This window comes from Bradyrhizobium ivorense, assembly GCF_900696085.1.
Classification (GTDB): Bacteria; Pseudomonadota; Alphaproteobacteria; order Rhizobiales; family Xanthobacteraceae; genus Bradyrhizobium; species Bradyrhizobium ivorense.
On record NZ_CAADFC020000023.1, the window covers coordinates 117489 to 134424 of the forward strand.

18 protein-coding genes are annotated in these 16936 nt (G+C 65.3%); 6 read left to right on the forward strand and 12 right to left on the reverse strand.

Features of this window, described 5'->3' with window-relative positions; genetic code table 11:
- Positions 1-2 precede the first annotated feature (2 nt).
- Positions 3-1340: an MFS transporter gene (locus tag CI41S_RS29225; RefSeq protein WP_139483198.1), complete on the reverse strand. Its 1338-nt coding sequence runs from the start codon at positions 1338-1340 to the stop codon at positions 3-5.
- A 224-nt stretch (positions 1341-1564) separates the two neighbouring features.
- Between CI41S_RS29225 and CI41S_RS29230 the strand changes: the two genes are divergently transcribed.
- Complete coding sequence (locus CI41S_RS29230; RefSeq protein ID WP_139862698.1) at positions 1565-2497, forward strand: LysR family transcriptional regulator; 933 nt, start codon at positions 1565-1567, stop codon at positions 2495-2497.
- A gap of 4 nt (positions 2498-2501) precedes the next feature.
- On the opposite strand, the gene CI41S_RS29235 is transcribed toward CI41S_RS29230, so the two are convergent.
- Together CI41S_RS29235 and CI41S_RS29240 are read right to left on the reverse strand one after the other, a co-directional pair.
- Positions 2502-3695 carry a GNAT family N-acetyltransferase gene (locus CI41S_RS29235; protein WP_139862699.1) on the reverse strand — a complete coding sequence of 398 codons (1194 nt, stop codon included), beginning with the start codon at positions 3693-3695 and terminating at the stop codon, positions 2502-2504.
- Between the two features lie 126 nt (positions 3696-3821).
- Positions 3822-4643: a hypothetical protein gene (locus CI41S_RS29240; RefSeq protein ID WP_139862700.1), complete on the reverse strand. Its 822-nt coding sequence runs from the start codon at positions 4641-4643 to the stop codon at positions 3822-3824.
- Positions 4644-4959: 316 nt separating this feature from the next.
- Between CI41S_RS29240 and CI41S_RS29245 the strand changes: the two genes are divergently transcribed.
- Positions 4960-5988: a polysaccharide deacetylase family protein gene (locus tag CI41S_RS29245; RefSeq protein ID WP_139862701.1), complete on the forward strand. Its 1029-nt coding sequence runs from the start codon at positions 4960-4962 to the stop codon at positions 5986-5988.
- On the opposite strand, the gene CI41S_RS29250 is transcribed toward CI41S_RS29245, so the two are convergent.
- Positions 5985-6194, reverse strand: a complete 210-nt coding sequence (locus CI41S_RS29250; protein WP_139862702.1) for a DUF2842 domain-containing protein — start codon at positions 6192-6194, stop codon at positions 5985-5987. The genes CI41S_RS29245 and CI41S_RS29250 overlap by 4 nt on opposite strands.
- Positions 6195-6289: 95 nt before the next feature.
- Between CI41S_RS29250 and CI41S_RS29255 the strand changes: the two genes are divergently transcribed.
- The gene (locus tag CI41S_RS29255; protein WP_139862703.1) at positions 6290-7375 is read left to right on the forward strand and encodes a COX15/CtaA family protein; all 1086 of its coding nucleotides are present in this window, start codon (positions 6290-6292) and stop codon (positions 7373-7375) included.
- 12 nt (positions 7376-7387) lie between these two features.
- Here the strand turns inward: CI41S_RS29255 and nadC are convergent, their stop codons facing one another.
- The 8 genes from nadC to CI41S_RS29295 form a co-directional block, all read right to left on the reverse strand.
- On the reverse strand, positions 7388-8239 hold the full coding sequence (nadC, locus tag CI41S_RS29260; RefSeq protein ID WP_139862704.1) for a carboxylating nicotinate-nucleotide diphosphorylase: 852 nt from the start codon (positions 8237-8239) through the stop codon (positions 7388-7390).
- Entirely contained in the window at positions 8236-9786 is a 1551-nt protein-coding gene (locus CI41S_RS29265; RefSeq protein WP_139862705.1) for an L-aspartate oxidase, read from the reverse strand. The genes nadC and CI41S_RS29265 overlap by 4 nt, the downstream gene beginning before the upstream one ends.
- The gene (nadA, locus tag CI41S_RS29270) at positions 9783-10769 is read right to left on the reverse strand and encodes a quinolinate synthase NadA (RefSeq protein WP_139862706.1); all 987 of its coding nucleotides are present in this window, start codon (positions 10767-10769) and stop codon (positions 9783-9785) included. Before nadA ends, CI41S_RS29265 begins: the two co-directional genes overlap by 4 nt.
- A 54-nt stretch (positions 10770-10823) precedes the next feature.
- Complete coding sequence (locus CI41S_RS29275; protein WP_172628234.1) at positions 10824-11780, reverse strand: NUDIX hydrolase; 957 nt, start codon at positions 11778-11780, stop codon at positions 10824-10826.
- A gap of 1 nt (position 11781) precedes the next feature.
- Positions 11782-12192, reverse strand: a complete 411-nt coding sequence (locus tag CI41S_RS29280; RefSeq protein WP_244626728.1) for a hypothetical protein — start codon at positions 12190-12192, stop codon at positions 11782-11784.
- Positions 12193-12324: 132 nt separating this feature from the next.
- The gene (locus CI41S_RS29285; RefSeq protein ID WP_139862708.1) at positions 12325-13605 is read right to left on the reverse strand and encodes an O-acetylhomoserine aminocarboxypropyltransferase; all 1281 of its coding nucleotides are present in this window, start codon (positions 13603-13605) and stop codon (positions 12325-12327) included.
- Positions 13606-13756: 151 nt separating this feature from the next.
- On the reverse strand, positions 13757-14341 hold the full coding sequence (locus CI41S_RS29290; protein ID WP_139862709.1) for a CoA-binding protein: 585 nt from the start codon (positions 14339-14341) through the stop codon (positions 13757-13759).
- 110 nt (positions 14342-14451) lie between these two features.
- A complete protein-coding gene (locus CI41S_RS29295; RefSeq protein ID WP_139862710.1) occupies positions 14452-15276 on the reverse strand; it encodes an enoyl-CoA hydratase in 825 nt (274 codons plus the stop codon).
- 70 nt (positions 15277-15346) lie between these two features.
- Between CI41S_RS29295 and CI41S_RS29300 the strand changes: the two genes are divergently transcribed.
- The 3 genes from CI41S_RS29300 to rpsI all read left to right on the forward strand — a co-directional run bounded on the left by CI41S_RS29300 (position 15347) and on the right by rpsI (position 16869).
- Complete coding sequence (locus CI41S_RS29300; protein ID WP_139862711.1) at positions 15347-15775, forward strand: PaaI family thioesterase; 429 nt, start codon at positions 15347-15349, stop codon at positions 15773-15775.
- 153 nt (positions 15776-15928) lie between these two features.
- The gene (gene rplM / locus CI41S_RS29305; RefSeq protein ID WP_139483213.1) at positions 15929-16393 is read left to right on the forward strand and encodes a 50S ribosomal protein L13; all 465 of its coding nucleotides are present in this window, start codon (positions 15929-15931) and stop codon (positions 16391-16393) included.
- Positions 16393-16869, forward strand: coding sequence for a 30S ribosomal protein S9 (rpsI, locus tag CI41S_RS29310; protein ID WP_139862712.1), 477 nt, complete (start codon positions 16393-16395; stop codon positions 16867-16869). Before rplM ends, rpsI begins: the two co-directional genes overlap by 1 nt.
- Positions 16870-16936: the final 67 nt, after the last annotated feature.

Here is a 16936-nt window from a genome sequence, read left to right on the forward strand (position 1 = left end):
CGTCAGTGCGCCAGCACCGGCTGCCGCGCGGACCGTTCGAGGACCGGATCGATCCGCAGCCGGATCGTGACCAGCGCGCCGATCAATCCGATCACGGCGAGCAGCAACAGGCCTGCGGTGAAGCCGCCGGTCAAATCCTTCAGATAGCCCATCGCGAACGGACCGGCGAAGCCGGAGAGATTGCCGAGCGAGTTGATCGCGGCGATGCCGGCCGCAGCCGAGGCGCCGGTCAGAATGCTGGCGGGCATCGGCCAGAACATCGGCGGCACCGATGACACGCCGATCTGGGCGAGGCAGAGCAGGGCAACGATCAGCACCGGGCTCGACACCAGCCCGGCAAGGCCGATGCCGACCGCAGCGAGCGTCAGCGCCGCGGCGACATGATAGCGCCGCTCGCCGGTCTGGTCGGAATGGCGGCCGAGCAGCACCATGCCGATGGCGCCGAAGATGAAGGGCAAGGCCGCGATCAGGCCGGTCTGGGTGTCGGTGACGCCGAACGCCTTGATGATGGTCGGCAGGAAGAACGCGACGCCGTAGCTCGCGGCATTGAGGCAGAAATACACCAGCGCGCAGGCAAGGACGCGCGAATCGGTGAGCGACTGCAGCACCGAAATGTGCTCCACGGCCTCGGTCTGCTGGCGCTCGAAGTCGAGCGTGGTCTGGATCCACTTGATCTCGTCCGGCCGCAGCCAGTGCGCCTGGCGCGGGAAGTCAGGCAGCAGGATCAGCACGGCGAAGCCGACCAAAACCGACGGCAGCGCCTCCAGGACAAACAGCCACTGCCAACCGTGCAGGCCGAGCCCCGACAGATTGAGCAGCAGTCCAGAGATCGGCGACCCGATGATGCTCGAGATCGGGATCGCGAGCATGAACAGGCTGATGACGCGGGCGCGATAGACGCTGGGGAACCAGAGCGTCAGATAGAAGATGATGCCGGGGAAGAAGCCGGCCTCGCAGGCGCCGAGCAGCAGCCGCAGGAAGTAGAAGATCCATTCGTTGGACAGGCCGGTCGCCGCCGACATCGACGGGATGAAGGCGAATGCCGCCGAGACGATGCCCCAGCTGATCATGATGCGGGCGATCCAGCGCCGCGCGCCAAAGCGCTCCAAGAGGATGTTGGAGGGCACCTCGAAGAAGAAGTAGCCGATGAAGAACAGGCCGGCGCCGAGTCCGTAGGCCGCTTCGCTGAGGCCAAGCGCGGCATTCATGTGCAACTTGGCGAAGCCGACATTGACGCGATCGAGATAGGCCACGAAATAGCAGAGGATCAGGAACGGGATCAGCCGCCGCATCATTTTCCCGATCGCGCGCTTCTCGACATTGTCGGTCATCGCTTCCATCCCTTTCTGATTGTCGGTTCGACGCGCTGACGCCGCTGTCAAATGCGGCGCATTGGTGTACCAGCAGCGGCCCGTCGACTTGCCCTTGCAAGTGTTCCGGTCATTGTTGTGTAATCGATGGGCGCGTGACTAATGGCATTTGGGAATGGAGCCACGGCGAAACTGTCATGATGCGTCGCGGCATGAATGCGGGAACCTTGCCGGGGCGAGCAGGTGACGGAGTCGTGATCAAGAATCTCAAACTGCGCCAATTGCGCCTGCTGGTCGCGCTGGATGCCGAGCGCAAGCTGCAGCTGGCCGCGGAACGCCTCAACATTACCCAGTCTGCGGCCTCGAAGATGCTGGCCGAGATCGAGGCGCTGGCGCGGGTTCCGCTGTTCGAACGCACCGCGCGCGGTGTCGAGCCGACGGACTATGGCGCGATCCTGATCCGCGGCGGCAAAAGCGTGCTGGCCGATCTCGATCAGGTCACCGACGAATTCGCGGGCTACAAGTCCGGCGAGCTCGGGACGGTGTCCGTCGGCACGGTCGCCAAGCCGAGCATCGACCTCGTCGTCGACGTCATTCAATATCTCGGCGAGAAGCTCAACCGGGTGAACATCTCGCTCGATGTTTCGACCAGTCCGCCGCTGATCGCACGCCTGCGTGCGCTCGAGCTCGATTTCGTGGTGGCCAGGATTCCCGCCGGCGTCGATCCCGGGCAGTTCGAGTATCACGAGATCGGCGCCGAGGAGGCGGCGCTGCTGGTTCGCGCCGAGCACCCGCTGGCGCTACGCAACAGCGTCGATCTCGCCGACATGGTCGAGCAGCAGTGGATCTGCCAGCCGCGGGAATCCTTCATGCGGCAAGGGGTCGAGCGGCTGTTCCTCAGTCGCGGCCTGACGCCGCCGCGCCGGGTCATCAACACCGAGTCGTTTCTTGCTTCGGTTGGGATCGCGGCCGGGATCGATGCGATCGTGCCGGTCCCGATGCTGATGTTCGACCTGGTCGACCGGCAGCGCTTCAAGATGCTGCAGATCGGCGATCAGCTCATGCTGGAGAGCTACGGGCTGATCAAGCTCCGCGCCCGCGCGCTGTCGCCGGCGGCTGCCCTGGTGTTCGACGCGATGAAGCGGCTCGGCGATCCGAACGGCCGCACCGGGTCTGATACGGGCTAAGGGTTCAGCGGAACATGCTGCGCAGATTCTGCGCGATCTCGAGCAGGGCCGGGTTGTGCTTCACCGCGCGCTTGGCGCGGTTGATGCCGGAGAGCACGCTGACCGCCGGCCGGCCGCGCAGGCTGAGCGGGATGAAGCTGTCGAAGATCGCCTCGTCGTCCTTGCAGAACAGCCGCTTGTACTCGTCCGATCCGATGCCGAGGTCGAGCGCGCGATAGTTCTCGCCGGCATGGCGATCGATGATGTCGCGCATCAGGATCAGGCCGGGGCTGTATTTCGAATTGCCCGACATCGTGTAGGTGTTGAACATCATCGAGAAGCGATGGCCGTCGGCGACGCCGGCGAAGATCGCGATCACCTCCTCGTCGCATTCCAGCGCATGGATGTCGATGGCGTATCCCTTGCCGTCGGCGCGCGGCGCGAGGCAGGCGGCGCGGATGAACTGCTCGACGCCGGGCTCGGCGAACACGTTGGGCAGCTTCTGCTCGGCCATGCGCTGCGGCTTGACGCGGAAGAACCAGTCGAGCAGGCGGCAGACGTCGGCGCTCTCGGTCGCGACGTGATAGCGATAGCCGGGCAGCGCCTGCAGCTTGCGCTCCTTGCCCTTGAGGCGGCGGCGGAACGAATTGCTGACCAGCGTCGCCGGCGCCGCGCCCGGCTCGATCGTCAGCAGCGGGCAATCATTGACCGAAGGCTGGTGCGGCAGCAGGGACAGCGGGTTCGGCAGGTCCTGCCAGCGCAGCGGTTGCTGATGCAGCGCCAGCGCATCGAGGCGGGACCGCTCCGCGATCAAGCCGATCAGGGCTGCGAGGTCGGCTTCGGTCGCGTTGGCGGCGAAGTCCTTGTCGTAAAGCCCCATGTTGAAGGTCGCATGCTTGCCGCCCATGAAGCTCGCGCAGTGCGCGCCGAGGCGCTGCTCGATCGCGAGCGGCAGCAGCAGCAGCGGCCGGCGCTCGCTGTCGTGGGCCACAACGATGAAGGGCCGCGCGCCCTCGCGCTCGCCGACCTGGCGCTGCCAGGCAGCGAGGAAGTCGAAGCGCTGATAGGGGGTGTAGGAGTGCTGCGGCGTCTCGAGGCCGCGCCAGACCGCTTCGGCCGCAGTGAGATCATGGAAGATGTCGACACCGGCGATGCGGATCGCATTCGACCATGTCCGCGTGGTTGCCGTCTGGCCTTCGATTGCCGCAGCCATGGTCATCTCGAAACCCGAATTGTTATAGGTATTAATATACAGTCCTCGGCTGAGGCCGACCTTCGCAGGGAAATGTCAACAAAGAGTAAGAACATATGCCGTGGGGGACCCATGGCAGCCTACGTAAACATTTCAATAGCTTAGCGCCATGAGAAGGTATCTTGTGCCGGCCGAATTAGGCACATGATTGCATCCCCTCTTGCCGATTTCTGGGGAACATCCGGAGACCGTTTCCAAGGCATCAAGGTTCGCGTTGGTGTTTGCTGCTTGCGCGCAGTCGACCCGTTGCCGCGAGCCAACGATTTGATCTTTCGAGAAGTGGTAGGCCCGGCGGGAGCTTCCGCCGTTGCACGAAAGCGGGGGGTTGCAGGCTCTCTGGTCGGTCGGGACGATGTCCCACTTTCGTGCCCTACTTAGCAACGAAGACTCAAGGAGGTCGTTCAGTCCGCGTTCTGCCGCCTGTTCTAGAAATTCGTTCGGATTTGTCACGCCTTGCATTTGTAAGACGGCTCGCTGTTCCTCCTCTGTCAGCTTTTCAAGCGCTAAAACTACGTATCCTCCGTGGCTGTTGAAGTACGGCTGAAAGGTTGCGAGGTCGGTCGAGCCCAGCCAGTCACTTTCGCGGCAGGAGATACGAAGTTGTTTTGGCTGCACATCAAACAATTTTTGAACGACGGCATCGATCGTGCTCTGGTCACCGCGTCCTGCTCGACGCTCATCGAGCGCATCGATGAACAAAGTTGTCGCAGCTGGCAAGGTAGGAATGTTCAAGAAATCGCGCGTCGTAACTCGCATGCCATTCTTGGCTGCGGTTTCGATAAACAGGTGAGTTTTCCCGGCGCCGGGCGCGCCCAATAGCACTATGTTGGGCGTCTCAGCGTATTCAGAAAACAGCCGTCTTTGATTTGGCTCGGCAGGTTGCGGGACTAGTTGCCGAACAATCCGATCAATCATTCAAGATGCCTTGGCTCGTTTGCAAGAGGCAATTGTAGATTGAGTCGGCGGGGTCCTTGCAAATTTAGATTGGATGAAGGCAATGGTGATGCGCGATGCACATACGAATGTCGCGGTGCGTCCCTCGACAGGGAGGCTGTAATCTTATTCTGGGGAAAATTCCGGGGATAACCAGAGTGCGAGGCAAATAGCTCCGCGTTTTCAGCCCCTTAAAGAGGCTCTTAATAGAGTAATAACAATGCGTTGGCGGTGCGCGGGGAACCGCGGGGGACGTGCGACCGTGGCGTCGGATAGCGGGTTTTTGCGGCGGGCCCGAATGGAGCTCGCGTATTTCAGCGGCGCCTTCAGCTGGACGCCGCGCGACGTCGGCGGCGCCGGCGTGATCCTGCGTTTCGAACGGGTCCGCCCGCCGCGCCGGGCCCGGTTCCAGCCGCTGAAATCCCGGGAGATCACGCCGCAATTCCTGCACTGGACGATCCAGGCGCTGAAGCGCTGGAATTACGACATCGTCGGCATCGACGAGGCGTGCCGCCGCGCGGTGACGCTGCCGGAGAAGCGGCGCTTTGCCTGCCTGACCTTCGATGGCGCCTCCAAGGATCTCATCACGCATGCCTATCCGGTGCTCGCCGGCCACGGCGTTCCCTTCACGGTGTATCTGCCGACGGCGTTTCCCGACGGCGTCGGCGAGGCCTGGTGGCTGGCGCTCGAAGACGTGATCGCGCGCGAGAGCCGCATCGGCCTGATGATCGACGGCGGCGAGCGGCACTTCGAGGTCTCGAGCCTGTCGGACAAATACCAGCTGTTCGATTTCCTCTACGACTGGATGCGCCGGCTATCGCCGTCCGACCGGTCGCTTGCCATCAACGATCTCGGCAGGCGCTATGCGGTCGATCTCGCGCAGCTATCGCGCAATATGTCGCTGGATTGGTCGGATCTGGCGAAGCTGGCGGCGGACCGCAACGCGTCGTTCGGTTGCGCCACCGTGAACTATCCGGCGCTGTCGACCCTGAAGGACGCCGATGCGCGGCGCGAGATGGCGATGGGGAAGGCGGTGGCGGAGAGCGCGCTGCGGCGGCAGGTCAGCCATTTCGCCTTTCCGTTCGGCGATCGCGACGCCTTTCGTCGCGCACATGTGCTGATGGCGGAGGAGACCGGCTTTGCCAGCGCGGTCTCGACGATGCCGGGCATCGTCGGGGCGCAGGGCCGCACCAATCTCTACGCGCTGCCGCGCATCGCCTGGGACGGACGCCAGCGCTCGCTGCGGATGATGCGGGTGCTGCTGTCGGGCATGATGTTCGCGCCGGTGCAGCCGACGCGCCACACGCGCGAGCTGAGCATCCTCTAGGTCGGGTCGGGCCGCGACATCCACGAGACGATCGGCATCGCCGGCAGCACCCAGCCGAGCCCCGCCACCACGTAGAAGATCGCCTGCAGCAGCCCCGAATTGGCCAGCCACGGCGTCTGCGCCACCGTCATGCCGAGCAGCGACCACACCACGACGAGGATCAGCAGGAAGATGGTTCCGAGCAGTTTGCGGGTGCGTATGGCCATGGCTCTATTGTGGGTAACTCGTGATCTCTGCGGCGCTTGCGCCGCTTGCGGGGCGGACTATAAGGGGCGCGAAAATCCAATCAAGTCAGGGCGAAATGGCCGGTATTTCCGCAAAGACGTCGCAGCTCCGTGCGGTCCGGGTCTGGCTGTTGGCCGTCGCCGCCCTGATCGCGCTGATGGTGCTGGTCGGCGGCGCCACACGCCTCACCGAGTCCGGCCTGTCGATCGTCGAATGGAAGCCGGTGACCGGCACGCTGCCGCCGCTGACCGCGGCGCAATGGACGCAGGCCTTCGAGGGCTACAAGGCCATCCCGCAATATCGCGAGCTCAACGCCGGCATGACGCTCGACGAGTTCAAGACGATCTTCTGGTGGGAGTGGAGCCACCGGCTGCTGGGCCGCTTCATCGGCGTCGCTTACCTATTGCCGTTCCTGTACTTCCTGTGGCGCGGCGCGGTCAGCGGCGAACTTGGCCGGCGGCTGTGGTTCATCTTCGGGCTCGGTGCGCTGCAGGGCGCGGTCGGCTGGTGGATGGTGGCGTCCGGCCTGACCCAGCGCGTCGAGGTCTCGCAGTATCGGCTGGCGACGCACTTGGTGCTGGCACTGCTGATCTTCGCAGCGATCGTCTGGACGCTGCGGCGGCTGACCGAGCGTCCGCCGCTGATCGCGCCGGTCAGGTTGAAGATCACCAGCGCGGTGCTGCTGATCCTCACTTTCGTGCAGCTGTATTTCGGCGCGCTGGTCGCAGGGCTGCGCGCCGGCAAGGTCTTCAACACCTGGCCCGAGATCGATGGCGCGTTGATTCCGTCGGCCGACCGTCTCTGGTTCGAGACGCCGTGGTGGCGCAATCTGTTCGACAACACGCTGACGGTGCAGTTCGAGCACCGCATGACCGCGTACCTCTTGTTCGCGCTGGCGATCCTGCACGCAATCGATGCGGTGCGCGCGCGCGCCGGAGGCGGCGTGATTGCGGGCGCCTGGTGGCTGGTCGCGGCCATTACGCTGCAGGCGACGCTCGGCGTCCTGACGCTGCTGCATCAGGTGCCGATCGATCTGGCGCTGACGCATCAGGCGGTCGCGATCGTCGTGCTGACGCTTGCGGTACTGCAGGCCGAGCGGTTCGCCGCGCGGCGGACCGAACGGGATCAGCCGAACCTCGTTCCGGTCGGCCAGCCCGGCTGATCCTTCAGGTCTTCACGACAGATAGTCGAGCCCAATATCGAGCGCGGCGGAGCTGTGGGTCACCCAGCCGACCGAAATCAAATCGACGCCGGTGGCCGCAATCGCCGGCGCTGTCGCCGCGGTGATGCGGCCGGAAGCCTCGGTGATCGCCTTGCCGCGGGCCATCGTCACGGCCTGCGCCATCTGCTCGATCGTCATGTTGTCGAGCAGCACCGCATCGACGCCGAGCGCCAACGCCTGCTCTAGCTGGGCGATTGTGTCGACCTCGACCTCGATCTTGACGAGGTGACCGGCATTGGCCTTGGCGCGTTCGATCGCGGTGCGGATGCCGCCGGCGAGTGCGATGTGGTTGTCCTTGATCAGCACGGCATCGTCGAGCCCAAAGCGGTGATTGCCGCCGCCGCCGGCGCGGACCGCGTATTTTTCCAGGGCGCGCAATCCCGGCGTGGTCTTGCGGGTGCAGACGATCTGCGCACGCGTGCCGGACACGGCTTTCACGAGTGTCGCGGTCGCGGTGGCGACGCCGCTGAGGTGGCAGAGGAAGTTGAGCGCGGTCCGCTCCGCGGTCAGCAGGCTGCGGGCCGGACCGTCGATGATCGCGATCACCTGATCTGATTCGACCGCGCTGCCGTCGGGCCGCTCGGCGCGCAGCTCGATGGCCGGCGAGACCATCTGAAACGCCGAGCGCGCAACGTCGAGCCCGGCGACGACGCCGGGTTGCCGTGCCCGCATCACCAGCCGGGCCTGCTGGCCGGCCGGCACGATGGCGTCGGCCGTGATGTCTCCGGCGCGGCCGAGGTCTTCGCGCAGCGCGGTCTGCACGACCGGCTCGTACATCAGCGGCAACAGCGGATTGAGGGTCATGACAGGGCACTCCTGACGAATGGATTGGACTCGACGATGGCGCGCGCAGCGGCGAGCGCTTCTGTGCGGGTAAGGGACGACGGCACGGCCGAGGATGCGGTGTCCGGAAAGTCGGTGCGGAAATGTCCGCCACGGCTTTCCTCGCGCCTGACGGCGGCGACCGCGATCATCAGTCCGACCAGGGCCGCGTCAGACGCCGCGCCCGGGCCGCGCGCAAACGGATAAAGGCTGAGGATGACACGCTCGATCCCATCACGGTCGCGCAGCACGCCGAGCCCCTGGGTCAGGATCGGGCGCACCGCTGAGGGATCGGCAGCGGGCGGCGCAGCTTCCTCGCGCAACATCGCACGTGGACCCGCGCTCACCCCCTCGATGCTCTCGGCGACCCACCGCGCGCAAACGATCGCTTCCATCAGCGAGTTGCTGGCGAGCCGGTTGGCGCCGTGCAGTCCGGTGCGCGCGGCTTCGCCGCAGGCCCACAGGCCCTGCACGCTGCTGCGGCCTGTGCCGTCAACCGCGATGCCGCCCATGTGATAGTGCACTGCGGGGCGGATCGGGATCGGATCATGCGCCGGATCGATGCCCGCCATCTTGCAAAACGCGCTGATCACGGGATAGCGCTGCGCAAAATCGGCGCCCGGATGCTGGCGCGCATCGAGGAAGGTGCGGTGGCCGGCGGCGCGGTGGCGCCACACCGCGCGCGCGACGATGTCGCGCGGCGCGAGCTCGGCGCCGGGTTGGTCGGCCATGAAGCGCTGCCCGGCCTCGTCGATCAGCAGCGCGCCGTCGCCGCGGATCGCCTCGGTCAGCAGCGGCATCGGCCGCGACGGCCCGTCGAAGGCGGTCGGGTGAAACTGGACGAATTCGAGATCGGCGAGCGTTGCGCCGGCGTGTGCAGCGAGCGCGAGCCCCTGGCCAAAGCAGCCGCCCGGATTGGTGCTGTCGGCGAACAGCCCGCCGATGCCGCCGGTCGCGATCACGACGCGGTTGGTCGCGATCGTCAGTGGGCCGCGATCGTTTGCCGCCAGCACGCCCTTGATCGTATTGTCCTCGACCAGTAGCCGCCGCGCCTCGACGCCTTCCAGCAGCGTGATCGACGGCGTGCGCCGGACAGCCGCGATCAGCGCGCGCATGATCTCGCGTCCCGTGCCGTCGCCGGTCGCGTGCACGATGCGGTTGCGGCTGTGCGCGGCTTCTAGGCCGAGCCGCCAGCTGCCATCCGCACGCCGGTCGAAGCCGACGCCGAGCTTGGCCAAAGTTTCGACGGCCGCGGGCGCGGCGTGAACGATCCGGCTCGCGGCGGCCTCGTCGCACAGGCCGGCGCCGGCCGCGAGCGTGTCGGCGAGATGCAGGGCAGGGCTGTCGTCGGCGCCGACCGCGGCGGAAAATCCGCCCTGCGCCCACATGCTGGACGCCTCGGCGCCGAGCGGCGATTTCGACAGCAGCACGACCGGTTCGGGGGCGAGCTCGAGCGCGGTCATCAGCCCGGCGGCGCCGCCGCCGATGATGACCGGGCGGCCGGTCAGATCGGAGATGTCGGTGCTCATATCGCCAGCATCCTTTCCACGCTCTTGCGCGCGCGCTCGGCGATCTCAGGATCGATCGTGACCTCGTGCTGATTGGTCTCCAGCGCGTGACGGATGTTCTTCAGCGTGATCCGCTTCATGTGCGGGCAGAGATTGCAGGGGCGGACGAAGTCGACATCGGGATTACGGGCCGCGATGTTGTCGCTCATCGAGCATTCCGTCAGCAGCACGACGCGCGGCGGCCGCTTGGTTTCGACGAACGACTGCATCGCGGCCGTCGACCCCGCAAAGTCCGCTTCGGCCACCACCTCAGGCGGGCATTCCGGATGTGCCAGGACGGTGACGTCGGGGTAATTTTCGCGCAACTGGCGCACGTCGTCCGCGGTGAACAGCTCATGCACCTCGCAATGGCCCTTCCAGGCGATGATCTTCTTGCTGGTCTGCTTGGCGATGTTCTGCGCCAGATACTCATCCGGCAGCATGATGACGCGCTCGGCGTCGAGCGATTCCACCACCTTCAGAGCGTTGCCTGAGGTGCAGCAGATGTCGGACTCCGCCTTCACCGCGGTAGAGGTGTTGACATACGCGACCACAGGCGCGTCGGGATAGCGCGCGCGCATCAGCCGCACGTCGGCTGCCGTAATGGAGTCCGCCAGCGAGCAGCCGGCCCTGAGGTCGGGGATCAGCACGGTCTTGGCCGGATTGAGCAGCTTTGCGGTCTCGGCCATGAAATGCACACCCGCGAGCACGATGACGTCGGCATCGACCTTGGTGGCTTCGCGCGCCAGCAAGAGGCTGTCGCCGACGATGTCGGCGACGCCGTGGAAGATCTCCGGCGTCTGGTAATTATGCGCCAGCACCACCGCGTTGCGGCGGCGTTTCAGCGCGAGGATCGCATCGACATCCTCGGCGAAGGTGGCCCATTCGAAGGGCGGGATCACGCGCTTGACGCGCTCATACAGCGGCGCGGTGCGCTCGAGCAGTTCGGCGTTGGGACTGGCCATTTATACTCTCCGTGAGCATAAGATGGCTTATACTTATCCTGAGCATAAGGTCTGTCAAGTGCGCGACAGCGGAAGCTTGGTGCCGGTAATGGCCCGTTCCGCCAGAATGCCATGGCGGAAGCGGAACAGCTTGGCGGGACGGCCGACGGTATCCGCGGCCATTGCGCCAGTCTCTTCAACGAGTTCCTGCTGCTCCATGAGGCGGCGGAAGTTCTGCTTGTGGAGCAGCCGGCCTGCGAGCGCCTCAACACTGCGTTGCAGTTGCAGCAGGGTGAACTCGGCCGGCATCAGCTCGAACACGACCGGACGGTATTTGATTTTGGCGCGCAACCGGGCGAGCCCGGTGGCAAGGATGCGGCGATGATCCGCGGTCATCGGCTTGCCCGGCACGACGGCGGTGTCGCGGCCATGGGCGCGTCCGGCCTCCGGGATCAGGCCGGCCTCATAGAGCAGCTCGTAGCGTTGCAGCACCAGCTCCTCGTTCCAGTCGCGCTCATCGAGGCCGAAGGTGATGGCGCAGCGCTGCCAGCGCTCGCGCTGCAACGGCGGCGTCGGTGCCGACTTCGCCCACGCCTTCAGTTTCGGCGTGATCAACTTTGCAATGAAGGGCGGCGCGCCGGCACGGTGGTCCTCCCAGGGGAAATAATCGTACCAGCCGGACCAGTGCGCCTCAAAACTCTCGCCGACCTGGTCCTCACGCGTGAGGCCGAGATAGCTGATGGAGACGCTGTGCGGCCCCTTGACGTCGCCGGAGCGGCCGCGGTCGGCGAAGGTGTACAACTGCTCGACATAGCCGAGCGGGTGGCCGGTCTGGGTCTCGACCCAGGCCCTGAGCGCGGTCTGCAGCGAGCGGTGGCTGAATTCGAACGGCCCGCTCGGCAGCGCGGCGCCGCCGGCGATGGTCATGATCTTCGGCGTGCCCTCGGTGACGGCGACCAGCACGGCGACGAGGTCGGCGGTGATGGCGTTCCCCGAAGCGGATGTCGTGGTCTTTTGCGGCGAACGGGCCACGCTAGCAGTAGCCGTAGACGCCGCAGGCGTAGGGCAGGCGGTCCCAGTAGTCCACATAGGCGCCGCCGTAGTAGGGGCCGAGATAGCTGTAGGAGCGGGAGTTGCCGTAGTAGCCGGGCAGCGACGACGATCCCGGCAACAGCGGCTCACCCGGCACGTAGGGGATGTAGGGCTCCGAGTTCAGCGGCACCACCACGACCTCGGGCTCGACCACCACGAGCTGGCGGCCGCGGCGCACATAGGTCGGCGGCGCGATCGTGGTGCGGTAGGCGTAGTTCCGGCGCGGCAGGCCGGCCGGCAACTGGCGTGCGGCCTTGACGGTGGCCTGCCTGGTGGCGACGGGGGCGTCGGTGGCGTCAGCAGGCGGGATCGCAAACAGCGCGATCGCGAGCGGCAATATCCAGCGCAGCATCAATGGTCTCCCGAATCATCCGGAGCCTATCACTGCCACTTTATGCCGGAATGAGCGTTAACGAGAGCCTTGTCCTTTCGACTGACCTCGCCGGAGCGATGCGGCGCACCGCTCCGGAACTTATGGTGCGGTTCAGGCGCGCAGCGCCTGGTCGAGGTCCGCAATCAGGTCTTCCTTGTCCTCGATGCCGATCGAGACCCGCACCACGTCGGGCGCCGCGCCGGACCTGACCTTGGCCTCGTCGTCGAGCTGGCTGTGGGTGGTGGAGGCCGGGTGGATCACCAGCGAGCGGGTGTCGCCGACATTGGCGAGATGCGAGAACAGTTTCAGGTTCGACACCAGATTGACGCCGGCGTCATAGCCGCCCTTGAGGCTGAAGGTGAACACCGCGCCGGCGCCCTTCGGCGAATATTTGCGCTGCAAATTGTTGTAGCGGTCGCCGGGCAGGCCGGCATAGTTCACCGCCGAGACCGCCGGGTGCGAGGAGAGGAATTCCGCGACCGCCTTGGCATTGTCGCAGTGCTTCTGCATGCGCAGCGGCAGCGTCTCGATGCCGGTCAGGATCATGAACGCATTGAACGGCGACAGCGCCGGGCCGAGGTCGCGCAGGCCGAGCACGCGGCAGGCGATCGCGAAGGCGAAATTGCCGAACGTCTCCTGGATTCGGATGCCGTGATATTCCGGGCGCGGCTCGCTCAGCATCGGGTACTTGTTGTCCTTCGCCCAGTCGAAGGTGCCGGCATCGACGATGATGCCGCCGAGCGAGTTGCCGTGGCCGCCGAGGAATTTCGTTGCCGAGTGCACGACGATGTCGGCACCGTGGTCGATCGGCTTGATCAGATAGGGCGAGGCCAGCGTGTTGTCGACGATCAGCGGCACTCCGGCCTTGCGCGCCACCGCCGCGATCGCTTCGATGTCGGTGATGCTGCCGGCGGGATTGGCGATCGACTCGATGAAGATCGCCTTGGTGTGCGGCGTCACCGCGCGCTCAAAGCTTGCGGCGTCGTCCGGATCGGCCCAGGCCACGTTCCAGCCGAACGCCTTGAAGGCGTGGGTGAACTGGTTGATCGATCCGCCATAGAGTTTGCGCGCGGCAAGCACCTCGTCGCCGGGCCGCATCAGCTGCTGCAGCACGACCACCTGCGCCGCGTGGCCGGAGGCCACCGCGAGCGCCGCGGTGCCGCCCTCGAGCGCGGCGACGCGCTCTTCCAGCACCGCATTGGTCGGGTTGCCGATCCGGGTGTAGATGTTGCCGAACGCCTGCAGGCCGAACAGCGAGGCGGCATGGTCGGCATCGTTGAACACGAATGACGTGGTCTGATAGATCGGCGTCGCCCGCGCGCCGGTGGTGGGGTCAGGCTGCGCGCCCGCGTGCACGGCGAGGGTGGAAAATCCCGGAAGGCGATCGGTCATTATCTGGCGTCCTGTTGTGGCCTGGTCGAAAATGCGCGGCATGCTGATGGCAGCACACGCCGCCGTCAAGGCAGCTCGGCGGCGGCTCCTCGGGTTTGAAGTGAGGTGCTGCACCTGATCGCGGGATCGAAACGATTGTTCCGCGGTGGCCTCAGGTCGTCTCGGTTTTGTTTTTCGCGGCGCGGTCGGATGCGGCAGTCTGGCCGCCGCCGAAGCTCGTGCGATTGAGCGACAGCCGCATGCCCTGGGTCGGAATCGGCGCGCGCTTGGAGCTCAGCGTGCGCGAATTGACGCCCATCCAGGAGATCTCCGACGACAGCCGGCCATACTCGATCTTCGGGCAGCGGTTCATCACGACCTTGAGCCCGGCGGCCTCCGCCTTCTCGGCGGCCGCGTCATCGCGCGCGCCGAGCTGCATCCAGATCACCTTCGGCGGTGGCGACAGCTTCAGCGCCTCCTCGACCACGGGCATGATGTGGCTCGAATTGCGGAAGATGTCGATCATGTCGATCGGATGACCGATGTCGGCGAGCGAAGCGACGAACGGCTTGCCCATCAGCGTCTTGCCGACATGGCCGGGATTGACCGGGATCATGTCGTAGCCGCGCTGCGCCAGGTATTTGAACGCAAAATAGCTCGGCCGCACATTGACCGGCGAGGCGCCGACCATCGCGATCGACTTCACGCCGTTGAGGATGCTGCGGATGTAATTGTCGTCGTAGGCGTCGTGGTTCATTACATATCCAATCTGTCATTCCGGGGCGATGCGCAGCATCGAACCCGGAATCTCGAGATTCCGGGTTCTCGCTTTGCGAGCCCCGGAATGACGACGCATAGATTGCGTCGTCACTTATCCTGCCATTTCGGCTCGCGCTTTTCGATGAAGGCGCCGATGCCTTCCTCGGCGTCGCGCGCCATCATGTTCTCGGTCATCACCTCCGCCGCAAGGCGATAGGCATCCGCGAGGCTCATCTCGGCCTGGCGATAGAACGCCTCCTTGCCGAGCTTCACCGTGTAGGCCGATTTCAACGCGACTTGCTGCGCCAGCGCGATCGCGGCGTCGCGTTCGGTGCCTGCTGTTACCACGCGGTTGATCAGGCCGATATCTTTCGCGGTTGCCGCCGAGATCGGCTCGCCGGTGAGCAGCATCTCCATCGCCTGCTTGCGCGGCACGTTGCGCGACAGCGCCACCATCGGCGTCGAGCAGAACAGCCCGATGTCGACGCCCGGTGTCGCAAAGCTCGCGGCCTCCGAGGCGACCGCGAGGTCGCAGCTCGCGACCAGCTGGCACCCGGCCGCGGTCGCAATGCCCTGCACGGACGCTACCACCGGCTTCGGCAGATGCACGATCGCCTGCATCATCGCGCTGCAGGCGTTCATGATCTGCGCAAAGTAGGCGCGGCCGCGATCGGCGTCGCTGCGGCGCGCGGTGAGCTCCTTCAGATCATGGCCGGCGGAGTAGGCCGGGCCGTTGGCGGCGAGCACGACGGCGCGAATGCTCTTGTCGTCGCGGATCGCGTTCAGCGCCGCGTGCAACTCGGCAATCATGCCTTCGGAGAGGCTGTTGCGGGCCGCCGGGCGATTGAGCGTCAGGATGGCGATACTGCCGACGGTCTCACGCAGCAGGATCGGGGCGTGCGGCACTTCTGCGCGGGCAGCTTGGGTGGTCATGGCGAAATTCCATTATGGTGTCGATGACAATTTAATGTAACAGGCAGGCAGAGGCGAGGGCAGGAACGGCATGGCGATAGCGAAAATGGGCGCGGCTGAGGTGGAGGAGTTCCTGCGCAAGGAATTTCCGCAGGCGTTCAGCAGCGACGATATCAGGATCGAAAGCGCCGACGGCGAGACGGCGCTGCTGCGCCAGCGTTTCAGCGAGCGCATGCTGCGGCCGGGCGGAACGGTGTCCGGGCCGACCCTGATGGGGCTCGCAGATTTCGCCATGTATGTGGTGCTGCTGTCGGCGATCGGGCCGGTCGGCCTCGCCGTGACCACCAATCTCAACATCAATTTCCTGCGGAAGGGCCAGCCGGGGCAGGACGTGCTCGCGGTTGCGAAGCTGCTCAAGCTCGGCAAGCGGCTCGCGGTCGGCGAGGTCAACCTGCTGTCCGGCAGTTCGCCCGACCCGATCGCCCATGTGACCGCGACCTATTCCATTCCAAATATTTGAGCTTTTCGCTGGTATTATTACACCATATTTATAAGCTGCTGTTTCTATTGATATAATTTGCGCGCACCGGCGTTGACTGGCGCGCGCGGCTTCTCTAGAAAGCCGCCCAGTTCGGCGCATACGGCGCCGATTTCCTTTTTCACGGATTTCACCATGAGCACGTTCTCGGCCAAGCCCGCCGAAGTGACGAAGAAGTGGGTCGTGATCGACGCCAAGGGTTTGGTCGTCGGCCGTCTCGCCACCCTCGTTGCGATGCGCCTGCGCGGCAAACACCTGCCCACCTACACCCCGCATGTCGATTGCGGTGACAACGTCATCATCGTCAACGCCGCCCATGTGGTGCTGACCGGTCGCAAGCGCGAGCAGAAGACCTACTACAAGCACACCGGCTTCATCGGTGGCATCAAGGAGCGCACCGCCAAGCAGATCCTCGAGGGTCGCTTCCCCGAGCGCGTCGTCGAGAAGGCGATCGAGCGCATGATCCCGCGCGGTCCGCTCGGCCGCATGCAGATGGGCAATCTGCGGGTCTATCCCGGCGCCGAGCATCCGCATGAAGCGCAGAGCCCCGAGAAGATCGATATCGCTTCCCTGAATCGCAAGAACACGAGGGCCGCATAATGTCCGATACGTTGCAGTCCCTCGACCAGCTCGCGCAGGTCAAGCCGGCGGCTCCCGAAGCGCCGAAATACGTCAAGAAGGTCGACAAGTACAACCGCGCTTACGCCACCGGCAAGCGCAAGGACGCGGTCGCCCGCGTCTGGGTCAAGCCCGGTTCGGGCAAGATCTCGGTCAACACCCGCGAGTTCGAAGTCTACTTCGCCCGCCCGGTGCTGCGCATGATGATCCAGCAGCCGCTGGTCGCTGCTGCCCGCAACGGCCAGTACGACGTGATCTGCACCGTCGCCGGCGGCGGTCTGTCCGGCCAGGCCGGTGCTGTCCGTCACGGCATCTCGAAGGCGCTGACCAACTTCGAGCCGGAGCTGCGCGGCGTGCTCAAGAAGGGCGGCTTCCTGACTCGCGACTCTCGCGCGGTCGAGCGCAAGAAGTACGGCAAGGCGAAGGCCCGCAAGTCCTTCCAGTTCTCGAAGCGCTAATTCGAGACTTAAAATTTGCGGCAATCGCCGCACGCATAGAATTGAAGAGGGCGCCGAGAGGCGCCCT